This is a genomic window from uncultured Albimonas sp. (assembly GCF_963977235.1).
Lineage (GTDB): Bacteria > Pseudomonadota > Alphaproteobacteria > Rhodobacterales > Rhodobacteraceae > Albimonas.
Map to the genome: position 1 here is coordinate 23,009 of NZ_CAXBOD010000024.1, position 17,554 is coordinate 40,562.

Below are 17,554 nucleotides of genomic sequence, written 5' to 3' on the forward strand. Positions count from 1 at the left end.
GCGGCACGCGCGCAACCTCGGGTCGCGCCGCGAGCGGAGGGGTCGCCACGGGCGGGCGGTCCGCCGCGGCGCCTGGCGAAGGTCGGTCGGGCTAGGCTCAGTCGTGGGGGGCGAGCCGCTCGAGGATCGCGCCGTGCAGCCCGGGCGCCGACGCGATCAGGCCCGAGAGGCGCGGCTCGGGCCGGTTGTAGACGGGCCGGTCGCCGCGCGCGTCCGACACCGCGGCCCCGGCCTCGCGCAGGATCACGTCGCCGGCCGCGGCGTCCCATTCCCAGACCCCGCCGACCGAGATCGAGCAGTCGAACCGCCCCTGCGCCACCAGGCACAGCCGGTAGCACAGCGAGGCCCGGAAATGCCGCGTCACCGGCGGGGGCGCGCCCTTCCAGCGCTCGGGCCGCATGCCGGCGGCCGAGACCAGCGCGTCGGCGCCTGTCAGGTCGGTCCGCGCCGACGGGCTCAGCGCCGCGCCGTCGAGCGTGGCGCCCCCGCCGAGGCTGGCCGCGTACATCGCGCCCCGCGCGGGCAGGAACATCACGCCCGCGCGGACCACCCCGTTCTGGACGATGGCGATCGCGTTGCCCCAGGTCTCCTCGCCCTTGAGGAAGGCGCGGGTGCCGTCGATGGGGTCGCAGATGAACACCCGCTCGGCGTCCAGGCGGGCCTCGCGCCGCGCGCCCGCGTCCTCGGTCTCCTCCGAGAGCCAGCCGTAGCCGGGCCGGGCGCCGCCCAGCTCCGCGCGCAGCATCCGGTCGACCTCGAGGTCGGCCTCCGAGACGGGGCCCTGGCCGCCGTCCTTCTCCCAGGACTCGGGGTCCTCGCGGAAATGGCGCAGCGCGATCTCGCCGGCTGCGCGGGCGGCCTCGACCAGCAGGGCGAGGTCGTCCGCGTCGCGGGGATCGGGGAACTCAGCCGCCGGCAACCGTCAGCCCCTCGACAAGCAGGGAGGGGACGACGGCCGACTTCGTCTCGTCGGCGTCGCTGGCCGCGGTCAGGCCGCCCAGCATGCGCTTGAGGTTGCCCGCGACCGTGATCTCGTTGACCGGGTAGGCGATCTGGCCGTTCTCGATCCAGAAGCCCGAGGCGCCGCGGGAATAGTCGCCGGTGGTGGCGCTGATCGAGGCGCCGATCATCGAGGTGACCAGCAGGCCGGTCCCCATCTCGGCCAGCATCTCCTCGAGCGTCATCGCGCCGGGCGTCAGCCGGATGTTGGAGGTCCCCGGCGAGGGCGTGGAGGAGGCGCCCCGCATGGCGTTGCCGGTGGAGGACATCCCCAGCTGGCGGGCGGAGGCGAGGTCGAGCACCCAACTCGTCAGCACCCCGTCGGCCACGAAGGCGCGGGAGGCGACCGGCAGACCCTCGGCGTCGAAGGGGCGCGAGGCGGCGGCGCCCGGGCGCAGCGGCTCCTCGACCAGGTCCATGCCCGCGGGCAGCACCCGCTCGCCCAGCAGGGAGGCGGCCCAGGAGGCGCCCCGGGCGACCGAGGCGCCGTTGGCGGCCCCCAGGAGGTGGCCGAGCAGGCTCGAGGCGATGCGGCGGTCGTAGATCACCGGCCAGGCCCCGGTGGGGGCGCGGCGGGGATTGAGGCGGGCGACCGCGCGCTCTCCGGCCTCGCGCCCGATCTCCTCGGCCGAGGGCAGCGAGGCGAAGCGGCGGCGGCTTTCGGCGCGGTGGTCGCGCTCCATCCCCAGCCCCTCGCCGGCGATGGCCGAGACATAGAGCGCCGAGGAGGTGCGCGCATAGCCCCCCGAAAACCCGTTCGAGGCGGCGAGGTGGATGCGGCGGCGCGACCAGGAGGCGCCGGCGCCCTCGGCCTGGGTGACGCCGTGGACGGAAAGCGCCGCGGCCTCGGCCGCGCGGGCCGAGTCCTCCAGCGCCGCGGGGTCCGGCGGGCCGGCGGGGTCGGCCATGTCGAGGGCCTCGACGTCCCATTGGGTGGCGAGCTGGCCGGGGTCGGCGAGGCCGCAATATGGGTCCTCGGGCGCCACGCGGGCCATGGCCACGGCCCGCTCGGCCAGCGCGGCGATGGTGGCCGGCCGGGCGTCGGAGGCCGAGACGGTCGCCTGGCGCCGTCCGATCAGCACCCGCAGGCCGATGTCCACGCCCTCGGCCCGTTCGGCCTGTTCGAGGCGGGCGTTGCGCACGTCGGCCGAGAGGCTCTCGCCCGAGATGGCGATGGCGTCGGCGGCCTGCGCGCCGGCGGATTTCGCGGCCGCGAGCAGCGCCTGGCAGATCGCTTCGCCCGCGGGGGCGGTCATGTCGCCGTCCATCATGCCTCCAGTCCAGTTCCAAGACCCATCACGCCATGCGAGATGGCGCCGAGCGCGGCCAGCAGCAATGCCAGCAGGGTCAGAAGCGCCCCCGCGCCGCGCTGCCAGCCCGGCGCGTCGGCCCGCGTGAAGTGCCAGGCGTGCAGCAGCCGGCCCACGGTCAGCATCGCGCCCAGACCGTGGATCGCAAGCGCGGGGGCGCCCAGCAGGGCGGCGAGCGCGATCAGGATCAGGGTCATCGGCACGAACTCGACGAAGTTCGCCTGGCCGCGCATCGCCCGGATCATCAGCGGGTCGCCCCCGTCGCCCATGTAGATCTTCTGCGCCCGCCGCACCTGCACGACGTTGAAGGTCAGCCAGAACAGCACCAGGCCGTTGAGCCCCGCATAGAGGGCGACGGCGGAGAGGGCGGGAAGGGGCATCGGGCGCTCCGGAGACGGGGGCAGGCGGGCGAAGGGCCGCCGCGCCCCGCAACGTATAGGGTGGGGCGCGGGCGTCAATCGCCGGCCTCGGGCGCCTGCCTCGGGCGGGCGCTCCGGGTCAGAGGGCCTTGTAGGCCGGCAGCCAGCCCAGGAAATCGTCGGTGGGGCCGGGGGAGCCATACTCCGCGGCCATCCATCCCTCCCAGCCGAGATCGCGCAGCATGGGCAGGACGCGCTCGAGCGCCAGCTCCCCGGTGTCGGGGGGGCTGCGGCGGGGGGCGCCCGCGAACTGGACGTGGCGGATGATCGGCAGGTGACGCTCGAAGCGGCGCAGGACGTCTCCCTCCTGCACCTGAACGTGGTAGAGGTCGAACATCAGGCCCAGCTCGGGGCGGTCGACCGCGGCGATGACGTCCGCCGCCTGGTCGAGGGTCGAGAGGAAATAGCCGGGCTGGTCGCGGTCGTTGAGGGGTTCGAGGACCAGCGTCAGGCCGGCCTCGGCGGCCTGCGCGCAGGCCCGGCGCAGGGTCTCGACGAAGGTGGCGCGCGCGGCCTCGCCCGAGGCGCGGCCCGACATCACGTGGATGTGGCGCGCGCCCAGGGCGCGGGCCCAGTCGATGGCCTGCTCGATGCCCTCGCGCGCCTCGGCCTCGCGGCCGGGGACGGCGGCCATGCCGGGCTCGCCCGCGGCGCTCGGGGGGACGTTGACGCCCAGCATGGGCAGGCCCGTGTCGGCCAGCGCCTGGATCGCGGCGGCGCGGTCGTGGGCGTAGGGATACTGGGTCTCGACCGCCTCGAAGCCGGCGGCGGCGGCGGCGCGGATCGCCTGATCGAGCGGCAGGTCCTTCCACAGGTGGCCGAGGTTGGCGGCGATCTTCACGATTTCACCTCCCGGCCCGCGACCCAGACCTGGCGCACGGCGCGGTCGTCGCCGAGCATGATCAGGGCGAACAGCGCCTCCCACACGTCGTCCGCGCGCGCCGTCCGCTGGGCGAGCACCGGGGTCGCGGCGAGGTCGAGCGCCACGAGATCGGCCTCCATCCCCACCGCCAGCGTCCCCACCTTGTCCGCGATCCGCATCACCTGCGCCGAGCCGGCGGTTCCCAGCCAGAACAGCTGCGCGGGATGCAGGGGCGCGCCGCGCAGCTGGGCGACCTCGTAGGCCGCGCGCATCGTCGCCAGCATCGAGAAGCTGGAGCCGCCGCCCACGTCGGTCGCGAGCCCCACCGGCACGCCCGCGGCCTTCAGCCCGGCCACGTCGCACAGGCCCGAGCCGATGAAGGTGTTCGAGGTCGGGCAATGTGCCACGCCCGAGCCGGTGGCGAGGATCGCGGCCCGCTCGCGATCGGTCAGGTGGATCGCGTGGCCCATCAGCGCCCCGGGCCCGGCGAGGCCGAAACGCTCGTAGACGGCGAAATAGTCGGCGTCCTCGGGGTAGAGCTCGCGCACCCAGGCGATTTCCTCGGGTTGTTCGCTCAGGTGGGTCTGCATCAGGCAGCCCGGGTGCTCGGCCCAGAGCGCGCCGGCGGCTTCGAGCTGCGCGGGGCTCGAGGTGGGGGCGAAGCGCGGGGTGAGCGCGTAGGTCAGGCGGTCGCGGCCGTGCCAGCGCTCGATCAGCGCCCTGGACTGGTCGTAGCCTGTCTGCGGATCGTCGCGCAGGCCCTCGGGGGCGTTGCGGTCCATCATCACCTTGCCGGCGGCCAGCCTCAGGCCGCGCGCCTGAGCGGCCGCGAAGATCGCCTCGGCGCTCTCGGGATGGACGGTGGCGAAGGCGCAGGGGGTGGTGGTGCCGTTCGACAGGGTGAGGTCGAGGTAGAGCTCGGCCTGCTGGCGGGCGTAGGCGGGATCGCCGAAGCGCAGCTCCTCGGGGAAGGTGTAGCCGTTGAGCCAGTCGATCAGCCGCCGGCCCCAGGAGGCGATGATGCCGGTCTGGGGATAGTGGGCGTGACAGTCGACGAACCCCGCCGAGATCAGCGCATCGCCCATGTCGACCACGCTTGCGTCGGGGTGGGCGGCGCGCAGGTCGTCGGCCTCGCCGAGCGCGGCGACGATCCCGTCCTCGACCAGCACGCCGCCCCGCGAGGAATGGCGCGCGCTCTCCCGGGGGGGACCCGCGAACGGGTCCGCCTCGAAGGCGAGGGTCTGGCCGAGGATCAGAAGGGTCATGGGCGGCTCCGCTGCGACGTCGTTCCGGAGAGAGGGCCCTCGGGGACGCGTCGGGCCGGAGCCTGCAGGAAGGGCCGCGAAGGCGGGCGCGTCAACCGCGCCGCCGACGCAGCCGACGGGTGTCAGGGAACAAGAAGGGACGCCGGGGTCGCCGCGAACAGGGCCGCAAGGCCGCAGAGCGCATAGAGCACGGGCGCCGCAAGGAAGGCGCGCATGATGAAACCTCGCAAGAGAGAACGGAGAGGACGCCGGCGCCGGATCGGGCCGGATCGCGCAGATGGGGGGCGGCGACGCGAAAACCAACCCCGGTTCCGGCGCCTATTGGGTGACGATCTGGAAACGTCGCGTCACCACCGGGGCGCCCTCGCGCAGGGTGAGGGCGTGGCGGGACTTCTCCAGTCGGTCGAGCAGCAGGACGTCGGGGGCGGGGCGGACGCCGGGCTCGACCGACCAGGCCTCGAGCCGCGGGAGGAGGTCGTCTGGCAGGCCGGGCGCGCCGGGCCCGACGCTCAGCCGACGGTCGCGCGAGAGGCAGAGGACGATTTCCCGCCCCCCCGCGCGCCGCGCCGGGACCGCGAGGTCGCCGCCCCCGTCGCCGTCGAAGTCGCCCGCCAGCGCCCGGGGCAGGAGCCAGGGGTCCGCCGTCTCGGCCTCGGTCAGGCCGCAGGCGGCCAGGCGGGCGCGCTCCCCGGGTGTGTAGAGGGGGGAGGCGGCGTCGGCCTCTGCTGCGATCTCCCCGGGGGTCTTCGGCCATGTCAGGCAGGCGGAGAAGCGCATCCACACGGCGCGCGCGCGCTCGCCGCGGGCGAGGTCGGCGAGCCCGAGGTCGTCGATCCGCAGCCAGCCGCGCCCGGTTCCGGGGGGCAGGGCGTCGAGCGGGGCCCTCGGACCGGCGGTGCCGGCGTAGGCGGGCTCGAACTCGAACAGGCGCAGGCGCTGAGGGGCGTTGAGCGAGCCGTCGTTGGGTCCGGCGTTGGCCGCGTCGCGGAAGTGCCAGCCAAGGATCTCGCGCGGGTTGGTCGGGCCATGGCGGGGCGGGGTCATCAGCGACAAGTCGAGGCCGCGGGCGTCGAGCACGCGCAGCGACCAGCCGTGGGAGACCCGGTTCAGGCGCAGGCGCCAGTCGCCGACCGCGCTCTCCCACCCGCGCTCGCCGGCGACCTCGCCGGAAACGGGGCGGGCGTGACGCTCGGGCGTCGGGGCGCAGGGCGGCGCGGGCTGGGCGCGCAGGGGGGCGGCGGCCAGCAGCGCCAGGGCCAGGGCGAGCCTCAGTCGCATCGCGCGCCGCTCTCGGCGAGCGTCGAGCCCGAGGCGACCAGCCCCGCCAGCAGCGAAAGCCCCGGCAGCGCCGAGAGGCAGGCGGGCGCGAGCGAGATCTCGCCCGCTTCCGGCGCCGCGCCCTCGAGCCGCCAGGACAGCCGCTCGGGGAAGCCGGTTTCGCAGGGGGCGGGCAGGGGCGTGGGCGGGGGCAGGACGGCGCGCGCGGCCTCGCCCACCCGCGCCTGAACCGAGGCGCGCAGGGTCCCGCGGCAGAGGCGCCCGTCGGGCAGTTCCACCCGCCACTCCCGGGCGGGCGCGTCGAGGGTCGCGCGGCGCGCGAGGACCGGGTCGGCCTCGGGCTCGCGGATCAGCGAGAGGGTGAAGACCGGCAGGCCGGCATAGGCCTCGGGCAGGTCGGAGGGGGCGCGGGTCGCCTCGACCCAGCCCCAGGCGCCGAGGCCGACAAGGACCAGCGCCACCGGGCCGGCGGGGATCAGCAGCGCGCGGCGCCGTCCGGGGCTGGCGCGCCAGGCGACCAGCGCGCCGAAGACCAGGCCCAGGCTCGCGCCCGCGACCAGCCCCAGCGCGACCTTGGCGCCGCCGGCCAGCCCCTCGCCGCGCGCGACGCCGGCCGCCCCGATCAGCCCGCCGAGCGCCGCGCCGATCACCGCGAGGCTGAGCGCCAGAAGCAGTCGCGTGACCATGCCCTCTTCCCTCTGCCGCGCGACCGCCGCCGCAAGCCGCCCCCGAACCGGGGACCGCTCCGATTTGCAGGCGCCGGGAGGGTCCGGGTCAACCCCGCCGGGGCGCGCAGAGCCCATGAGCGCGGACGATCGGGGAGCTCGCCGAGAAACGGACGCTTGCGGGCGGGGGGACGGGCCTTCCCGCCGCGGGCCGAGGCGTCGCCCCGGGCGGAGGCGGCGCCTCAGCTCGCGGCGGCGGTGATCGGCAGCACCGCGTCGCGGGCGCAGGCCCGGGTGAACAGTTCGACGTCGCGGTCGAAGTCGCGCAGGGGTTGCGGGCCGAGCGAGGTCCAGCGGTCGGGCTCGACCTGGGCGACCTCGCGCGTGACCAGCACCATCCGGCCCAGCGACTTCGAGATCTCGTCGAGGCGGGCCACCTTGTTCACCGCCGTGCCGATGGCCGAGAAGGTCAGCCGGGTCGGCACGCCGATGTTGCCGAACATCACTTCGCCCACGCTCATCGCGATCGAGAAGTTCATCCGCTGGCGGGCGTCCTCGGGGGCGGCCTCGATCCAGGCCTCGCGCAGGTCGAGCGCCTTCTCCATCGCCCGCACGGCGGCGCGCACGGCCTCCGGCCCGCCGGTGTCGCCGCGGATCGGGAAGATCGCGAGCACCGCGTCGCCGATGAACTCGAGGATCTCGCCCCCCTCCTCGATCACCGGCTGGGCGGTGCAGTCGTAGTAGGTCTTGAGCAGGTCGAGGTAGGCCTCGGGCGCCATCTCGTTGGACAGCCGCGTCGAGCCGCGCAGGTCGGAGTGCCAGACGACCGCGCGGATCCGCTCGCCGTCGCCGCGGCGCACGTCGCCCTTCAGCGCGCGCGTGGCGGCGGTGGCCCCGAGGTAGGCGTCGGCGAGGTTGACCATCACCCGCTTCTGGATCGCGGCGTGGCAGGCCACGGCGAAGACCTTCTGCACCCGGCTCAGCGCCTCGAGGTCGCCGTCCGAGAAGCCCCCCGGCCGCCGCGTCGCCCAGGAGGCCATCAGGCCTGAATCGCCGCCGCGGTAGCCGTCGACCTCGGCCACGCGGAAGCGGGTGGCGGTCAGCAGGTAATCGGTGAAACCGTCCTGGTTGAGGTCCAGGAGCACCGGGAAATCGAGGTGCTTGTCGGGCCCCTCGAGCCGCCGGCGAAGGCGGTCGAGGCGGTGGACCAGGATGTGCTTGAAGGGGCTCTTCTCGAAATCCTTCGAGCGTTCGGCGTCGTGGCGGAACTGGAACAGCTGCGCCTCCTCGCCGAGGCGCCAGTAGATCTGCTCGGCCTGGAACAGCGGGTGCAGGGTCGGCCAGCTCAGCGCGGCGCGCTCGAGCGGCAGGCCGATGGCGTGCAGGCGCAGGCACAGGTCCCCGAACAACTGGAGGATGTCGGGGTCGTCGAGGGCCTGGTCGAGGAGCCAGGACTCGATCTCGTCGGCGAGAGGCGTGTGCGTCATCGACGCAAGATAGGCGCGCGCCTACCCCACGGCAACGCGCAGACGCGACAAGAAATCACAAGGCGGACGCGGGGGGGCTCGCGACCTCGTGCAGGGCGGCGCCCGATGGGGTCGTGCGGTTGTCGCGTGGGGCGGGATCGGGCCGGGTGTCTCGCGGAGGCGGGGCAGGGGCAAGGTCCGGCCATGGCCCCCTGGCGGCCGACCGCCGGCGGCGACGGGGAGCTTGAGGGGGCGGGCGCGGCCGGGCTAGGGTCGGTGACACCGGCGAATGCGCCTCGCAGCGCGCGGCGTCGGGCATGGGGGGGCATCATGATCAACGACCAGGACAGCGCCGGGCGCGAGGGCGACCGGCGCGCGAGGGCGGGCGGGCTCGCCTGCGCGATCGCGGGGGCTCTGGCGGCCGCGGGGCTGGCGGGAACGCCGGCGGCGGCGCTGAGCATCAACGTCTCGGCCTCGACCTCCGGGTTGGCGCTGCCCGGTCCGGTCAGCTCGGCCGGCGGGGGCACGCTGCTGGCGCTGGCCCAGGCGGCCGCCAGCGTGTGGGAGGCCGCGCTGGACGACAACGGCGCGGGGACCGTGTTCAATGTCGCGGTCGCCTGGGCCGACATCGGCGGGCTGGGGGCGACGACGGCGAGCACCTCGCCTGCGGCCGGACCCGGGGTGCTGGGGCAGACGAACGGGCGGCAGGTGCTGCTCGCCTCGGACGTCACGGGGGGCTGGTATCTCGACCCGACGCCCTACGACCTGGCGGGCGCCTATGGCGCGACCGCGCTGGTGACCACGGCGAGCGATGGCGCGGGCGGGACGATCGAGGCGAGCCGGCGCCACACCGGCGCGACCGGCGAGGCGGCCGGGCGCTTTGACGCCTTCACCGTGCTGCTGCACGAGATGGCCCACGCCATCGGCTTTGGCGACTACGGCCTCAGCCCGTTCGACGACGGCTCGGTCGAGATCGTCCAGCCGGGGACCGCCGACGTCTTCGAGGTTCCGCTGACGACCGACGGCGGGGGACACGTGGCGGAATACCGGGACGGCGGAGCGTTGGAGCTCAACAGCCCCTACTATTACTCGCTGCTGTTTCCGATCCAGTATTCGGGGCGGCGGGTTCTGCCTTCGGAGGCCGACGTGCTGACGGTGGCCGAGATCGTGGGCTACCGGCTCGGCGTGTCGGGCGAGGGCGTGGGGGCGGAGCTGTCGGAGGGGAGCTTCGGCGTCGCGGCCGTTCCGGTTCCCGCGGCAGGCGGCCTGCTGGCCGGGGGGCTGCTGGCCCTCGGCGCGGCGGCGCGGCGCCGGCGGAGCTGAGGCCGGCGGTCCGCCGGACACGCGAGGAGCGCGCCCGCAAGATCGGCGTTGCGCGGGCGGCGGAGGCCCCGGGTCAGGCCCGGGGCGCCCTGTCTGGCGGGCGCCGCGCCAGGCGGCGCAGGGGTCAGGCGCCGGCGAAGCGGGCGGCCATCTCCTCGCGGGCCTCGTCGGTGATCTTGGCGAAGAGGACCTCGGGGACCGTGAAGGCGTGGCCGGCCGAGAGGGCCGAGAGGGCCTCGCCCACGTCCTTGGGCCAGTCGAGCGAGGCGCTCTGGGGGTCGAGCCCCAGCGCCTCGAGGATCGTGTCCGACGCGTCGGGCGTGAACGGCCGCGACAGGATGCCGTAGAGACGCACGAGGTTCAGCGAGAAGCGGATCACGGCCGCCGCACGCTCGGGGTCGGTTTTGAACACGGCCCAGGGCTCGGCGCGCTGGAGGTATTCGTTGCCCGCCACCCAGATCGCGCGCAGCTCGGATGCGGCGCGGCGGATGGCGATGGCGTCCCAGTGGGCCTCGTAGGCCTTCAAGCGCTCGGCGATCTCGGCGGTGACCGCGGCCTCCTGCTCGCCGTAGGCGCCGCCGCGGGGCACTTCCTCGCCGAAGCGGGCGCGGCAGAACTTGGTGACGCGGGAGACGAAGTTGCCCAGCACGTCGGCGAGGTCCTTGTTCACGCCGGCCTGGAAATTCTCCCAGGTGAAGTCGGTGTCGGCGTTCTCGGGGATGTTGGCCAGCAGCCACCAGCGCCAGTAGTCGGGGGGCAGGATCTCGAGCGCCTGGTCCATGAACACGCCCCGGCCCGAGGAGGTCGAGAACTTGCCCCCCTCGTAGTTCAGCCAGTTGGTGGACTTGATGTAGTCCACCAGATGCCAGCGCTCGCCGTCCGGGTCGGAGGCGCCCATCATCGTGACGGGGAAGGAGAGCGTGTGGAAGGGGACGTTGTCCTTGCCCATGAACTCGACATAGCGGACGTCCTGCGCCCCCTTGTCGTCGCGCCACCAGCGCTGCCAGGCGGCGTCGTCCTGGCCGGTGGCGTCGGCCCATTCGGCGGTGGCCGCGATATAGGCGATGGGGGCGTCGAACCAGACGTAGAAGACCTTGCCCTCCATCCCCGGCCACTCGGCCTCGCCGCGCCGCACCGGGATCCCCCAGTCGAGGTCGCGGGTGATGCCGCGGTCCTGCAGGCCGTCGCCGTCGTTGAGCCATTTCTTCGCGATTGACGTGGTCAGGACCGGCCAGTCCTTGCGGGTCTCGATCCACTCGGTCAGGCGGGCGCGCATGGCCGACTGGCGCAGATGGAGGTGCTTGGTCTCGCGCACCTCGAGATCGGTCGAGCCGGAGATGGCCGAGTAGGGCGCGATCAGGTCGGTGGGGTCGAGCTGCTTGGTGCAGTTCTCGCACTGGTCGCCGCGGGCCTTCTCGTAGCCGCAGTTGGGGCAGGTTCCCTCGACGTAGCGGTCGGGCAGGAAACGGCCGTCGGCCGGCGACCAGATCTGGCTCTCGGTCACCTCGGCGATCAGGCCCGCGTCGGCGAGCCGGGCGGCGAGATGCTGGGTCAGGCGGTGGTTGCGCTGGGAGGACGAGCGGCCGAAGTGGTCGAAGCTCAGCCGGAAGCCCTGGGCGATGCCGGCCTGAACCTCGTGCATCTCGTCGCAGAAGTCGGCCGGCGACTTGCCGGCCTTGGCGGCGGCGAGCTCGGTGGGGGTGCCATGCTCGTCGGTGGCGCAGATCAGCAGCACCTCGTGGCCGCGCTGGCGCATCACGCGGGCGTAGGCGTCGGAGGGCAGCTGGCTGCCGACCAGGTTCCCGAGATGCTTGATCCCGTTGATGTAGGGCAGGGCGGAGGTGACGAGGATGCGGGTCATGCGGGTCCGGTTGGTCTGCGTGTGGCCGCGGGCTTGCGCGGCGTCCGGTCGGAGGTCGCGCCCCTCTTAACGCATCGTCTCCCCGACGGCTGCGCAGGGGACCGGCGGGGGAGTCAGCGCCGGCGGCGCAGGAGGCGGTCGACGATGAACGAGGAGCGGGGGGTGTAGACATAGGCGGTCTTCTCGATCGCCGTGGGGCGCGCCCGCATCCGCCAGAAGCCGATCACCGCGAGCGCGAGGTGAGCGAGCGCAATGAACACGAACAGCGACGAGGGGCCGGCCGCCGCGATCAGGCGGGCCGAGAGGAACGGCGCCAGGATCGCGCCCATGGCGTAGATGAACAACAGCGAGGCGTTCAGCTCGATCGCCTCGACCGGCTGGGCGAAGTCGTTGGCGTGCGCCGAACTGACCGAGTAGATCGGGTAGCTGACCAGCCCGAAGACCAGCGCGCCGCCGTAGATCGCCGCGGGCGATGCCCCCCCGATCCAGGCCACGCCCAGGCAGACCGCCATCGCGGCCACCGACAGCCACACCAGGACCCAGCGCCGGTCGTGCTTGTCGGCGAGCCAGCCCACCGGCGCCTGGGCGAGCGCGCCCCCCAGGATCGCCGCGGACAGGAACAGCGCAATCCCCTGCGCGTCGAGCCCGACCTCGAGCCCGTAGAGAGGTCCGACCATGCGGAAGGCGGGCATGGTGATGCCGGCCACGAACACCCCCGCCGCGCCCAGCGGCGACAGGCGGAAGGTCTTCAGGGGGCGCAGCCGCGGAGGCGTCTCGGGACGCTCGGGCTCGGGCGTGCTGCTCAGGGTCAGGGGCACGAGGCACAGGCAGCAGAGCATCGCCACGATGTTGTAGGAGACGAAGGTCGCCGGCGGCAGGAACGAGATCATCGCCTGCGCGGCCAGCGCCGCGCCGAGGTCCACGACCCGGTAGATCCCGATCACCCGGCCGCGGGTCTGGTTGGTGACGCGCGCCTGCAGCCAGCCCTCGATCACGGTCGCAGACCCCGCCACCGCGAAGCCAGTCAGCATGCGCAGGGCCGCCCAGAACCAGGGCTCGTGCCACAGCGGATGGGCCAGCGCGCCGATGGCGCCCGAGGCCGCGAAGGCCGCGAAGACGCGAACGTGGCCGATGGTGCCGGTCATCCGCGGCGCCAGCCAGCAGCCCACGAAGAAGCCCACGAAATGGGCCGAGCCGAGCAGCCCGATCTCGGAGGCCGAGAATCCAAGCGCCGTGCCCGACAGCGTGTCGAGCGGCGCCAGCGAGCCCGAGCCCAGCTGGACGAGCGCCACCGACATCAGCAGGGCGGCGAGGGAGATGATCGTGCGCATGGGGCCAGGGTCGCGATGGACGGCGGGGAGCGGGCGACGGCGCCAGGCGAGGCGCGCGCCCACCTCCCCCTTGCCCCGAACCGGCGCCGCGGTCGAGCGTTTTGCGCGCCCCGACTGTGGAAAATCCGCCGGGTCGAGGCGCCGAGGGACACGCGCCGCGCGCAAGGGCCAAGGCGCGCGGGGGCCGCCTGCGGTTGGCGCGGGATCGATTGAGGGGAAGAAGAATGAGGGGAAGAAGAAAAATCGTCCTCCGGGGCCGAGCTCGGCGAGGGAGGCGCGCCATGCCGCGCCCCGGAGGACCAGCGGCGCTGACCGGCGCCGCCCCGGGTCGGGTCCGTTCCGGGGCCTCGTCCTTTCCCCGCGCCCGGGGGAGGGAAGAGGTCCCGGTCCGACGGCCGTCACGCTCACGAGGGACAGAAGCGGGCCGGCTCTGACGAAGGCGGCGCGGCGATCCGGGCAGGGACAATCGCGTCGATTCCGTAGGGACGACTCGGTTTTGACATGGGCTGCGTGATCGGAGCGTGACCAAACTCACAAACCGGCGAATATTTCGCAGCCGGAGGCCCTCGCAGCCGGAGCCTGCGCCGGGGCGGGCGCCCCCCGCGCGATCGCGGCTTGGCGGCGCGCGCCGCAGATCCCGGGCCCCCGGGCCACAGACACCGCGCCTGCAACGCGCCGCGAGAGACCGGGGTCCCACGGGCGCGAGGCCCGACGCGGCGCCTCCGCGCCTCGGCCGCATTGCCCCGCGCCTGTGGCGCTGGTATCGGAACGGCCCGCCCCGACCCCCGGCCCGGTCCCGCGACCGGTCCCCAGCGACGAGAGCGCCCGTGGCCGACGCAGACGACACCAAGGACCGTCCCCGCTCGCGCTCGGTCGGCGGGCTCCGCCGGCTGGGGCCGCTGCTCGGCCCCTACCGCGCCATGGCCTGGGCCGCGCTGGCGATGCTGCTGACCACCACCGTCCTCAACCTGCTGCTGCCCATCGCCGCCGGCCGCGTCGTCGACGGCTTCCAGGCCGAGCGCATCGAGCTGATGGACTACTATTTCCTCACCGCGCTCGGCATTTCGGCCGCGCTCGCGGTGGCCACCGCGGCGCGCTACTACCTCGTCACCCGGTTGGGCGAGCGGGTGGTCGCGGACGTGCGCCGCATCGTCTACGACCGCGTCATCGGCATGAGCCCGGCCTTCTACGAACGCCTGATGACCGGCGAGGTGCTCAGCCGCCTGAACGCCGACACCACGCTGCTGCTCTCGGTGATCTCGTCCTCGGTCTCGGTCGCCCTGCGCAACTCGCTCCTGCTGATCGGGGGGCTGGCGCTGATGTTCTGGACCTCGCCGAAGCTGACCGGCTACGCGCTGCTGATCGTGCCGCTGGTGGTGATCCCGATCCTGGTCTTCGGGCGCAAGGTGCGTCACCTCTCCAAGATCAATCAGGAGGCGCTGGCCGACAGTTCGGCGCGCGCCTCCGAGACGCTGCTCGCTGCCCAGACCGTGCAGGCCTACACCGCCGAGGACGACAGCCGGCGCCTCTACGGCGGTCTGGTCGAGAAAAGCTTCGAGGCCGCCCGCCAGCGCATCTTCGCGCGCGCCCTGCTGACCGCGGCGGTGATCTTCCTGGTGTTCTCGGCCGTCGTGGGGGTGCTGTGGATCGGCGCCGCGGACCTGCGCGACGGGCGCATGTCGGCGGGCGAGCTGGTGCAGTTCCTGATCTACGCAGGCCTGGTGGCCGGCGCCACCGGCTCGCTGTCGGAGATCTGGGGCGAGCTGCAGCGCGCCGCCGGCGCGACCGAGCGGCTGCTGGAGCTGATGGACGCCGAAGACCCGATCGAGGCCCCCGTCGCTCCGGTCCCCGCGCCGAACCCTGCGCGCGGCGAGATCGTGTTCGAGGACGTCAGCTTCCGCTATCCCGCGCGCCCCGAGCGTTCGGCCCTCGACCATGTCTCCTTCGCCGTGAAGCCCGGCGAGACGGTGGCGCTGGTCGGCCCCTCGGGCGCGGGCAAGACCACGATCTTCCAGCTGCTGCTGCGCTTCTACGATCCCCAGAGCGGCCAGATCCGCGTCGACGGGACCGGGGCGGCCGAGATGACCCAGCCCGACCTGCGCCGGATCTTCTCGGTGGTCAGCCAGGATCCGGCGATCTTCGCCGACACGATCGCGGCCAACATCGCCTTCGGGACCGCCGGCGCCACCCGCGAGCAGGTCGAGGCCGCCGCCCGCGCCGCCGCCGCGCACGAGTTCATCATGGACCTGCCCGAGGGCTACGACGCCTATGTCGGCGAGCGCGGCGTGATGCTCTCGGGCGGGCAGAAGCAGCGGCTGGCGATCGCCCGGGCGATCCTGCGCGACGCGCCGGTGCTGCTGCTCGACGAGGCGACCTCGGCGCTGGACGCGGAGTCCGAGCGCCTGGTGCAGGAGGCCGTGGCCCGCCTGTCGGAGACCCGCACCACCCTGGTCATCGCCCATCGCCTCGCCACCGTGAAGCGCGCCGACCGCATCCTGGTGATGGAGCGCGGGCGCGTCGCGGCCGAGGGCACCCACGCCGAGCTCGTCGCCTCGGACGGCGTCTACGCCCGGCTCGCGCGGCTGCAGTTCACCGCGGAGTGACCGGCCCGCCCGCGCGAGGGTGGGGCCGCGCCGGCGAGCGCGCGTGATTTTCGTCCTCAAGCCGCGGAAACGACGCTAGTCTGCGGGAGGGAGGCCCGCAGAAGCTTCCGCTTACGTCAGGTTCGACTTGCGCCCCGGCCCCGGGGCCGCCAAGTCAGGATGCAAGCTCTAATTGAAATGTCTCAGGGAGGAGACGGGATGGTCAGCGAGAGCGGCGACTTCGCCACGCGCATGGACAAGGACCGGTGGGAGGAAATGCCCGTCGCGGACCGCTGGAGCGCCAGGAGCGTCTACGAGCAGGTCTCGCAGACGGCCTCGGACTACCCGCGCCGGCCGGCGGTCAGCTTCCAGATCACCTCGGGCCCGACCGACAAGGCGATCACGCTGACCTGGTCCGAGGTCCGCGCCCAGTCGGCCCAGACGGCCAACCTGCTGCGCGACCTCGGGGTGAACGAGGGCGACGCGGTCGCCTACCTGCTGCCCAACTGCAACGAGGCCGCGATCACCCTGATCGCGGGCGCCACCGCGGGCAAGGTCTGCCCGCTGAACCCGCTGCTCGACGCCGAGAGCCTGGGCGCCCTGCTGCGCGAGCTGGACGCCAAGGTGCTGGTGACGCTGGCGCCGTTCCCCAAGACCGACGTCGCCGACAAGGCCGCCGCCGCGGTGGCGCAGGCCCCCAACGTCAAGGCGGTGGTCGAGGTCGACCTGAAGCGCTACCTCTCGCCGCCGCTGAGCTGGATCGTGCCGCTGATCCGGCCCAAGCGCCCCGGCGGGCACAACGCGAAGGTGCTGGATTTCCACACCGAGATCGCCAAGCGCTCGGCCGAGCTGACCTTCGCCGAATCCGGCGACGAGACCCAGATCGGCGCCTGCTTCCACACCGGCGGCACCACCGGCATGCCCAAGGTGGCCCAGCACGCGCATGTGGGGATGCTCTACAACGGCTGGTGCTCGGCGGCGATGATGGTGCGCGAGACCGACGTGCTGCTCTGCCCGCTGCCGATGTTCCACGTCTTCGCGGCCTATCCGATCTGGATGGCCTGCATCATGTCGGGCGCGCACATGGTGATGCCGACGCCCGCGGGCTATCGCGGCGACGGGGTCTTCGACAACTTCTGGAAGCTGGTCGAGCGCTGGAAGGCGACCCTGATGATCGTGGTGCCCACCGCCGCGGGCGCGCTGATGCAGCGCAAGATCGACGCCGACGTCTCGAGCGTCAAATACGCGCTCTGCGGCTCCTCGCCCCTGCCCAAGGCGCTGTTCGAGCGGTTCGAGCAGGCCACCGGGGTCAAGATCCTCGAGGGCTACGGGATGACCGAGGCGACCTGCCTCGTGTCGTGCAACCCGCGCGACGGGGTGCAGAAGGTGGGCTCGGTCGGGCTGCCGTTCCCCTACACCGAGGTGCGGATCCTGCACATGGACGCCTCGGGCGCGGTGACCAAGGACTGCGCGGTCGACGAGATCGGCGAGATCTGCGTCTCCAACCCCGGGGTGCGGCCGGGGGCGACCTACCTCGAGGCCGCGCGCAACGTGAACCTCTATGCCGACGGCACCTGGCTGCGCACCGGGGATCTGGGCCGGATGGACGCCGACGGCTACCTGTGGATCACCGGCCGGGCCAAGGACCTGATCATCCGCGGCGGTCACAACATCGACCCCGCCGAGATCGAGGAGGCGCTGGCCCGCCATCCCGCCGTCGCCTTCGTGGGCGCGATCGGTCAGCCCGACGCGCATTCGGGCGAGGTGCCGGCGGCCTATGTCGAGCTTGCCGCAGGCGCCGAGGTCACGGTCGAGGAGCTGCGCGAGTGGGCGGTCGAGCATGTGCATGAGCGCGCCGCCCACCCCCGCTACATCGAGCTGATGGCCGAGATCCCCAAGACCGCCGTCGGCAAGATCTTCAAGCCCGACCTGCGCAAGAGCGCCATCGCGCGCGTGCACGGCGAGGCGCTGGCCGCCGCCGGGGTCGAGGCCTCGATCGAGGTGGTCGAGGACAAGAAGCTCGGCCTCGTCAGCGTGGTGACCCCGGCCTCCCCCAACCTCAGCGAGGCGCGGGTGAAGGAGATCCTGGGCGTGTTCCCCCAGCCGGTGCGCGTGGTTTCCTCGGCCCCCGCCATGGCCTGAGGCGGGCCGCGGCGCCCGCCGCGCCTTGCGAACGCGAAAGGGCCGTCCCCC

13 protein-coding genes are annotated in these 17,554 nt (G+C 73.5%); 3 read left to right on the top strand and 10 right to left on the bottom strand.

Annotated elements, in window-relative coordinates; genetic code table 11:
- Positions 1–97 precede the first annotated feature (97 nt).
- The 8 genes from AAC134_RS12760 to AAC134_RS12795 form a co-directional block, all read right to left on the bottom strand.
- Complete coding sequence (locus AAC134_RS12760; protein WP_339949475.1) at positions 98–919, bottom strand: 3'(2'),5'-bisphosphate nucleotidase CysQ; 822 nt, start codon at positions 917–919, stop codon at positions 98–100.
- Positions 906–2,270, bottom strand: coding sequence for a TldD/PmbA family protein (locus tag AAC134_RS12765; protein WP_339949476.1), 1,365 nt, complete (start codon positions 2,268–2,270; stop codon positions 906–908). The genes AAC134_RS12760 and AAC134_RS12765 overlap by 14 nt, the downstream gene beginning before the upstream one ends.
- Positions 2,267–2,689: an MAPEG family protein gene (locus tag AAC134_RS12770; protein WP_339949477.1), complete on the bottom strand. Its 423-nt coding sequence runs from the start codon at positions 2,687–2,689 to the stop codon at positions 2,267–2,269. The genes AAC134_RS12765 and AAC134_RS12770 overlap by 4 nt, the downstream gene beginning before the upstream one ends.
- 118 nt (positions 2,690–2,807) lie before the next feature.
- Entirely contained in the window at positions 2,808–3,569 is a 762-nt protein-coding gene (locus AAC134_RS12775; RefSeq protein ID WP_339949478.1) for a TIM barrel protein, read from the bottom strand.
- Positions 3,566–4,855 carry a guanine deaminase gene (gene guaD / locus AAC134_RS12780; protein WP_339949479.1) on the bottom strand — a complete coding sequence of 430 codons (1,290 nt, stop codon included), beginning with the start codon at positions 4,853–4,855 and terminating at the stop codon, positions 3,566–3,568. Before guaD ends, AAC134_RS12775 begins: the two co-directional genes overlap by 4 nt.
- Before the next feature lie 318 nt (positions 4,856–5,173).
- On the bottom strand, positions 5,174–6,133 hold the full coding sequence (locus AAC134_RS12785) for a hypothetical protein (protein WP_339949480.1): 960 nt from the start codon (positions 6,131–6,133) through the stop codon (positions 5,174–5,176).
- Entirely contained in the window at positions 6,124–6,819 is a 696-nt protein-coding gene (locus AAC134_RS12790; protein ID WP_339949481.1) for a hypothetical protein, read from the bottom strand. Before AAC134_RS12790 ends, AAC134_RS12785 begins: the two co-directional genes overlap by 10 nt.
- Before the next feature lie 221 nt (positions 6,820–7,040).
- On the bottom strand, positions 7,041–8,285 hold the full coding sequence (locus tag AAC134_RS12795; RefSeq protein ID WP_339949483.1) for an adenylate/guanylate cyclase domain-containing protein: 1,245 nt from the start codon (positions 8,283–8,285) through the stop codon (positions 7,041–7,043).
- Positions 8,286–8,594: 309 nt separating this feature from the next.
- Here AAC134_RS12795 and AAC134_RS12800 point away from each other — a divergent pair, with 309 nt between their 5' ends.
- Positions 8,595–9,587: a hypothetical protein gene (locus tag AAC134_RS12800; protein WP_339949484.1), complete on the top strand. Its 993-nt coding sequence runs from the start codon at positions 8,595–8,597 to the stop codon at positions 9,585–9,587.
- A 124-nt stretch (positions 9,588–9,711) separates the two neighbouring features.
- Here the strand turns inward: AAC134_RS12800 and metG are convergent, their stop codons facing one another.
- Together metG and AAC134_RS12810 are read right to left on the bottom strand one after the other, a co-directional pair.
- Positions 9,712–11,448 carry a methionine--tRNA ligase gene (gene metG, locus AAC134_RS12805; protein ID WP_339949485.1) on the bottom strand — a complete coding sequence of 579 codons (1,737 nt, stop codon included), beginning with the start codon at positions 11,446–11,448 and terminating at the stop codon, positions 9,712–9,714.
- A gap of 113 nt (positions 11,449–11,561) precedes the next feature.
- Positions 11,562–12,779 carry an MFS transporter gene (locus AAC134_RS12810; protein ID WP_339949486.1) on the bottom strand — a complete coding sequence of 406 codons (1,218 nt, stop codon included), beginning with the start codon at positions 12,777–12,779 and terminating at the stop codon, positions 11,562–11,564.
- Positions 12,780–13,606: 827 nt separating this feature from the next.
- Between AAC134_RS12810 and AAC134_RS12815 the strand changes: the two genes are divergently transcribed.
- Both AAC134_RS12815 and AAC134_RS12820 read left to right on the top strand, forming a co-directional pair.
- On the top strand, positions 13,607–15,382 hold the full coding sequence (locus AAC134_RS12815) for an ABC transporter transmembrane domain-containing protein (protein WP_339949487.1): 1,776 nt from the start codon (positions 13,607–13,609) through the stop codon (positions 15,380–15,382).
- A 198-nt stretch (positions 15,383–15,580) separates the two neighbouring features.
- Complete coding sequence (locus tag AAC134_RS12820) at positions 15,581–17,503, top strand: acyl-CoA synthetase (protein ID WP_339949488.1); 1,923 nt, start codon at positions 15,581–15,583, stop codon at positions 17,501–17,503.
- The last annotated feature ends 51 nt before the right edge of the window (positions 17,504–17,554 follow it).

Excerpts from the sequence above, each read along its gene's own strand:
- AAC134_RS12795 (WP_339949483.1), bottom strand. The coding sequence starts at position 8,285 with ATGACGCACACGCCTCTCGCCGACGAGATCGAGTCCTGGCTCCTCGAC.
- AAC134_RS12810 (WP_339949486.1), bottom strand. The coding sequence starts at position 12,779 with ATGCGCACGATCATCTCCCTCGCCGCCCTGCTGATGTCGGTGGCGCTC.
- AAC134_RS12770 (WP_339949477.1), bottom strand. The coding sequence starts at position 2,689 with ATGCCCCTTCCCGCCCTCTCCGCCGTCGCCCTCTATGCGGGGCTCAAC.
- AAC134_RS12820 (WP_339949488.1), top strand. The coding sequence starts at position 15,581 with ATGGTCAGCGAGAGCGGCGACTTCGCCACGCGCATGGACAAGGACCGG.
- metG (WP_339949485.1), bottom strand. The coding sequence starts at position 11,448 with ATGACCCGCATCCTCGTCACCTCCGCCCTGCCCTACATCAACGGGATC.
- AAC134_RS12785 (WP_339949480.1), bottom strand. The coding sequence starts at position 6,133 with ATGCGACTGAGGCTCGCCCTGGCCCTGGCGCTGCTGGCCGCCGCCCCC.
- guaD (WP_339949479.1), bottom strand. The coding sequence starts at position 4,855 with ATGACCCTTCTGATCCTCGGCCAGACCCTCGCCTTCGAGGCGGACCCG.
- AAC134_RS12790 (WP_339949481.1), bottom strand. The coding sequence starts at position 6,819 with ATGGTCACGCGACTGCTTCTGGCGCTCAGCCTCGCGGTGATCGGCGCG.
- AAC134_RS12765 (WP_339949476.1), bottom strand. The coding sequence starts at position 2,270 with ATGATGGACGGCGACATGACCGCCCCCGCGGGCGAAGCGATCTGCCAG.
- AAC134_RS12800 (WP_339949484.1), top strand. The coding sequence starts at position 8,595 with ATGATCAACGACCAGGACAGCGCCGGGCGCGAGGGCGACCGGCGCGCG.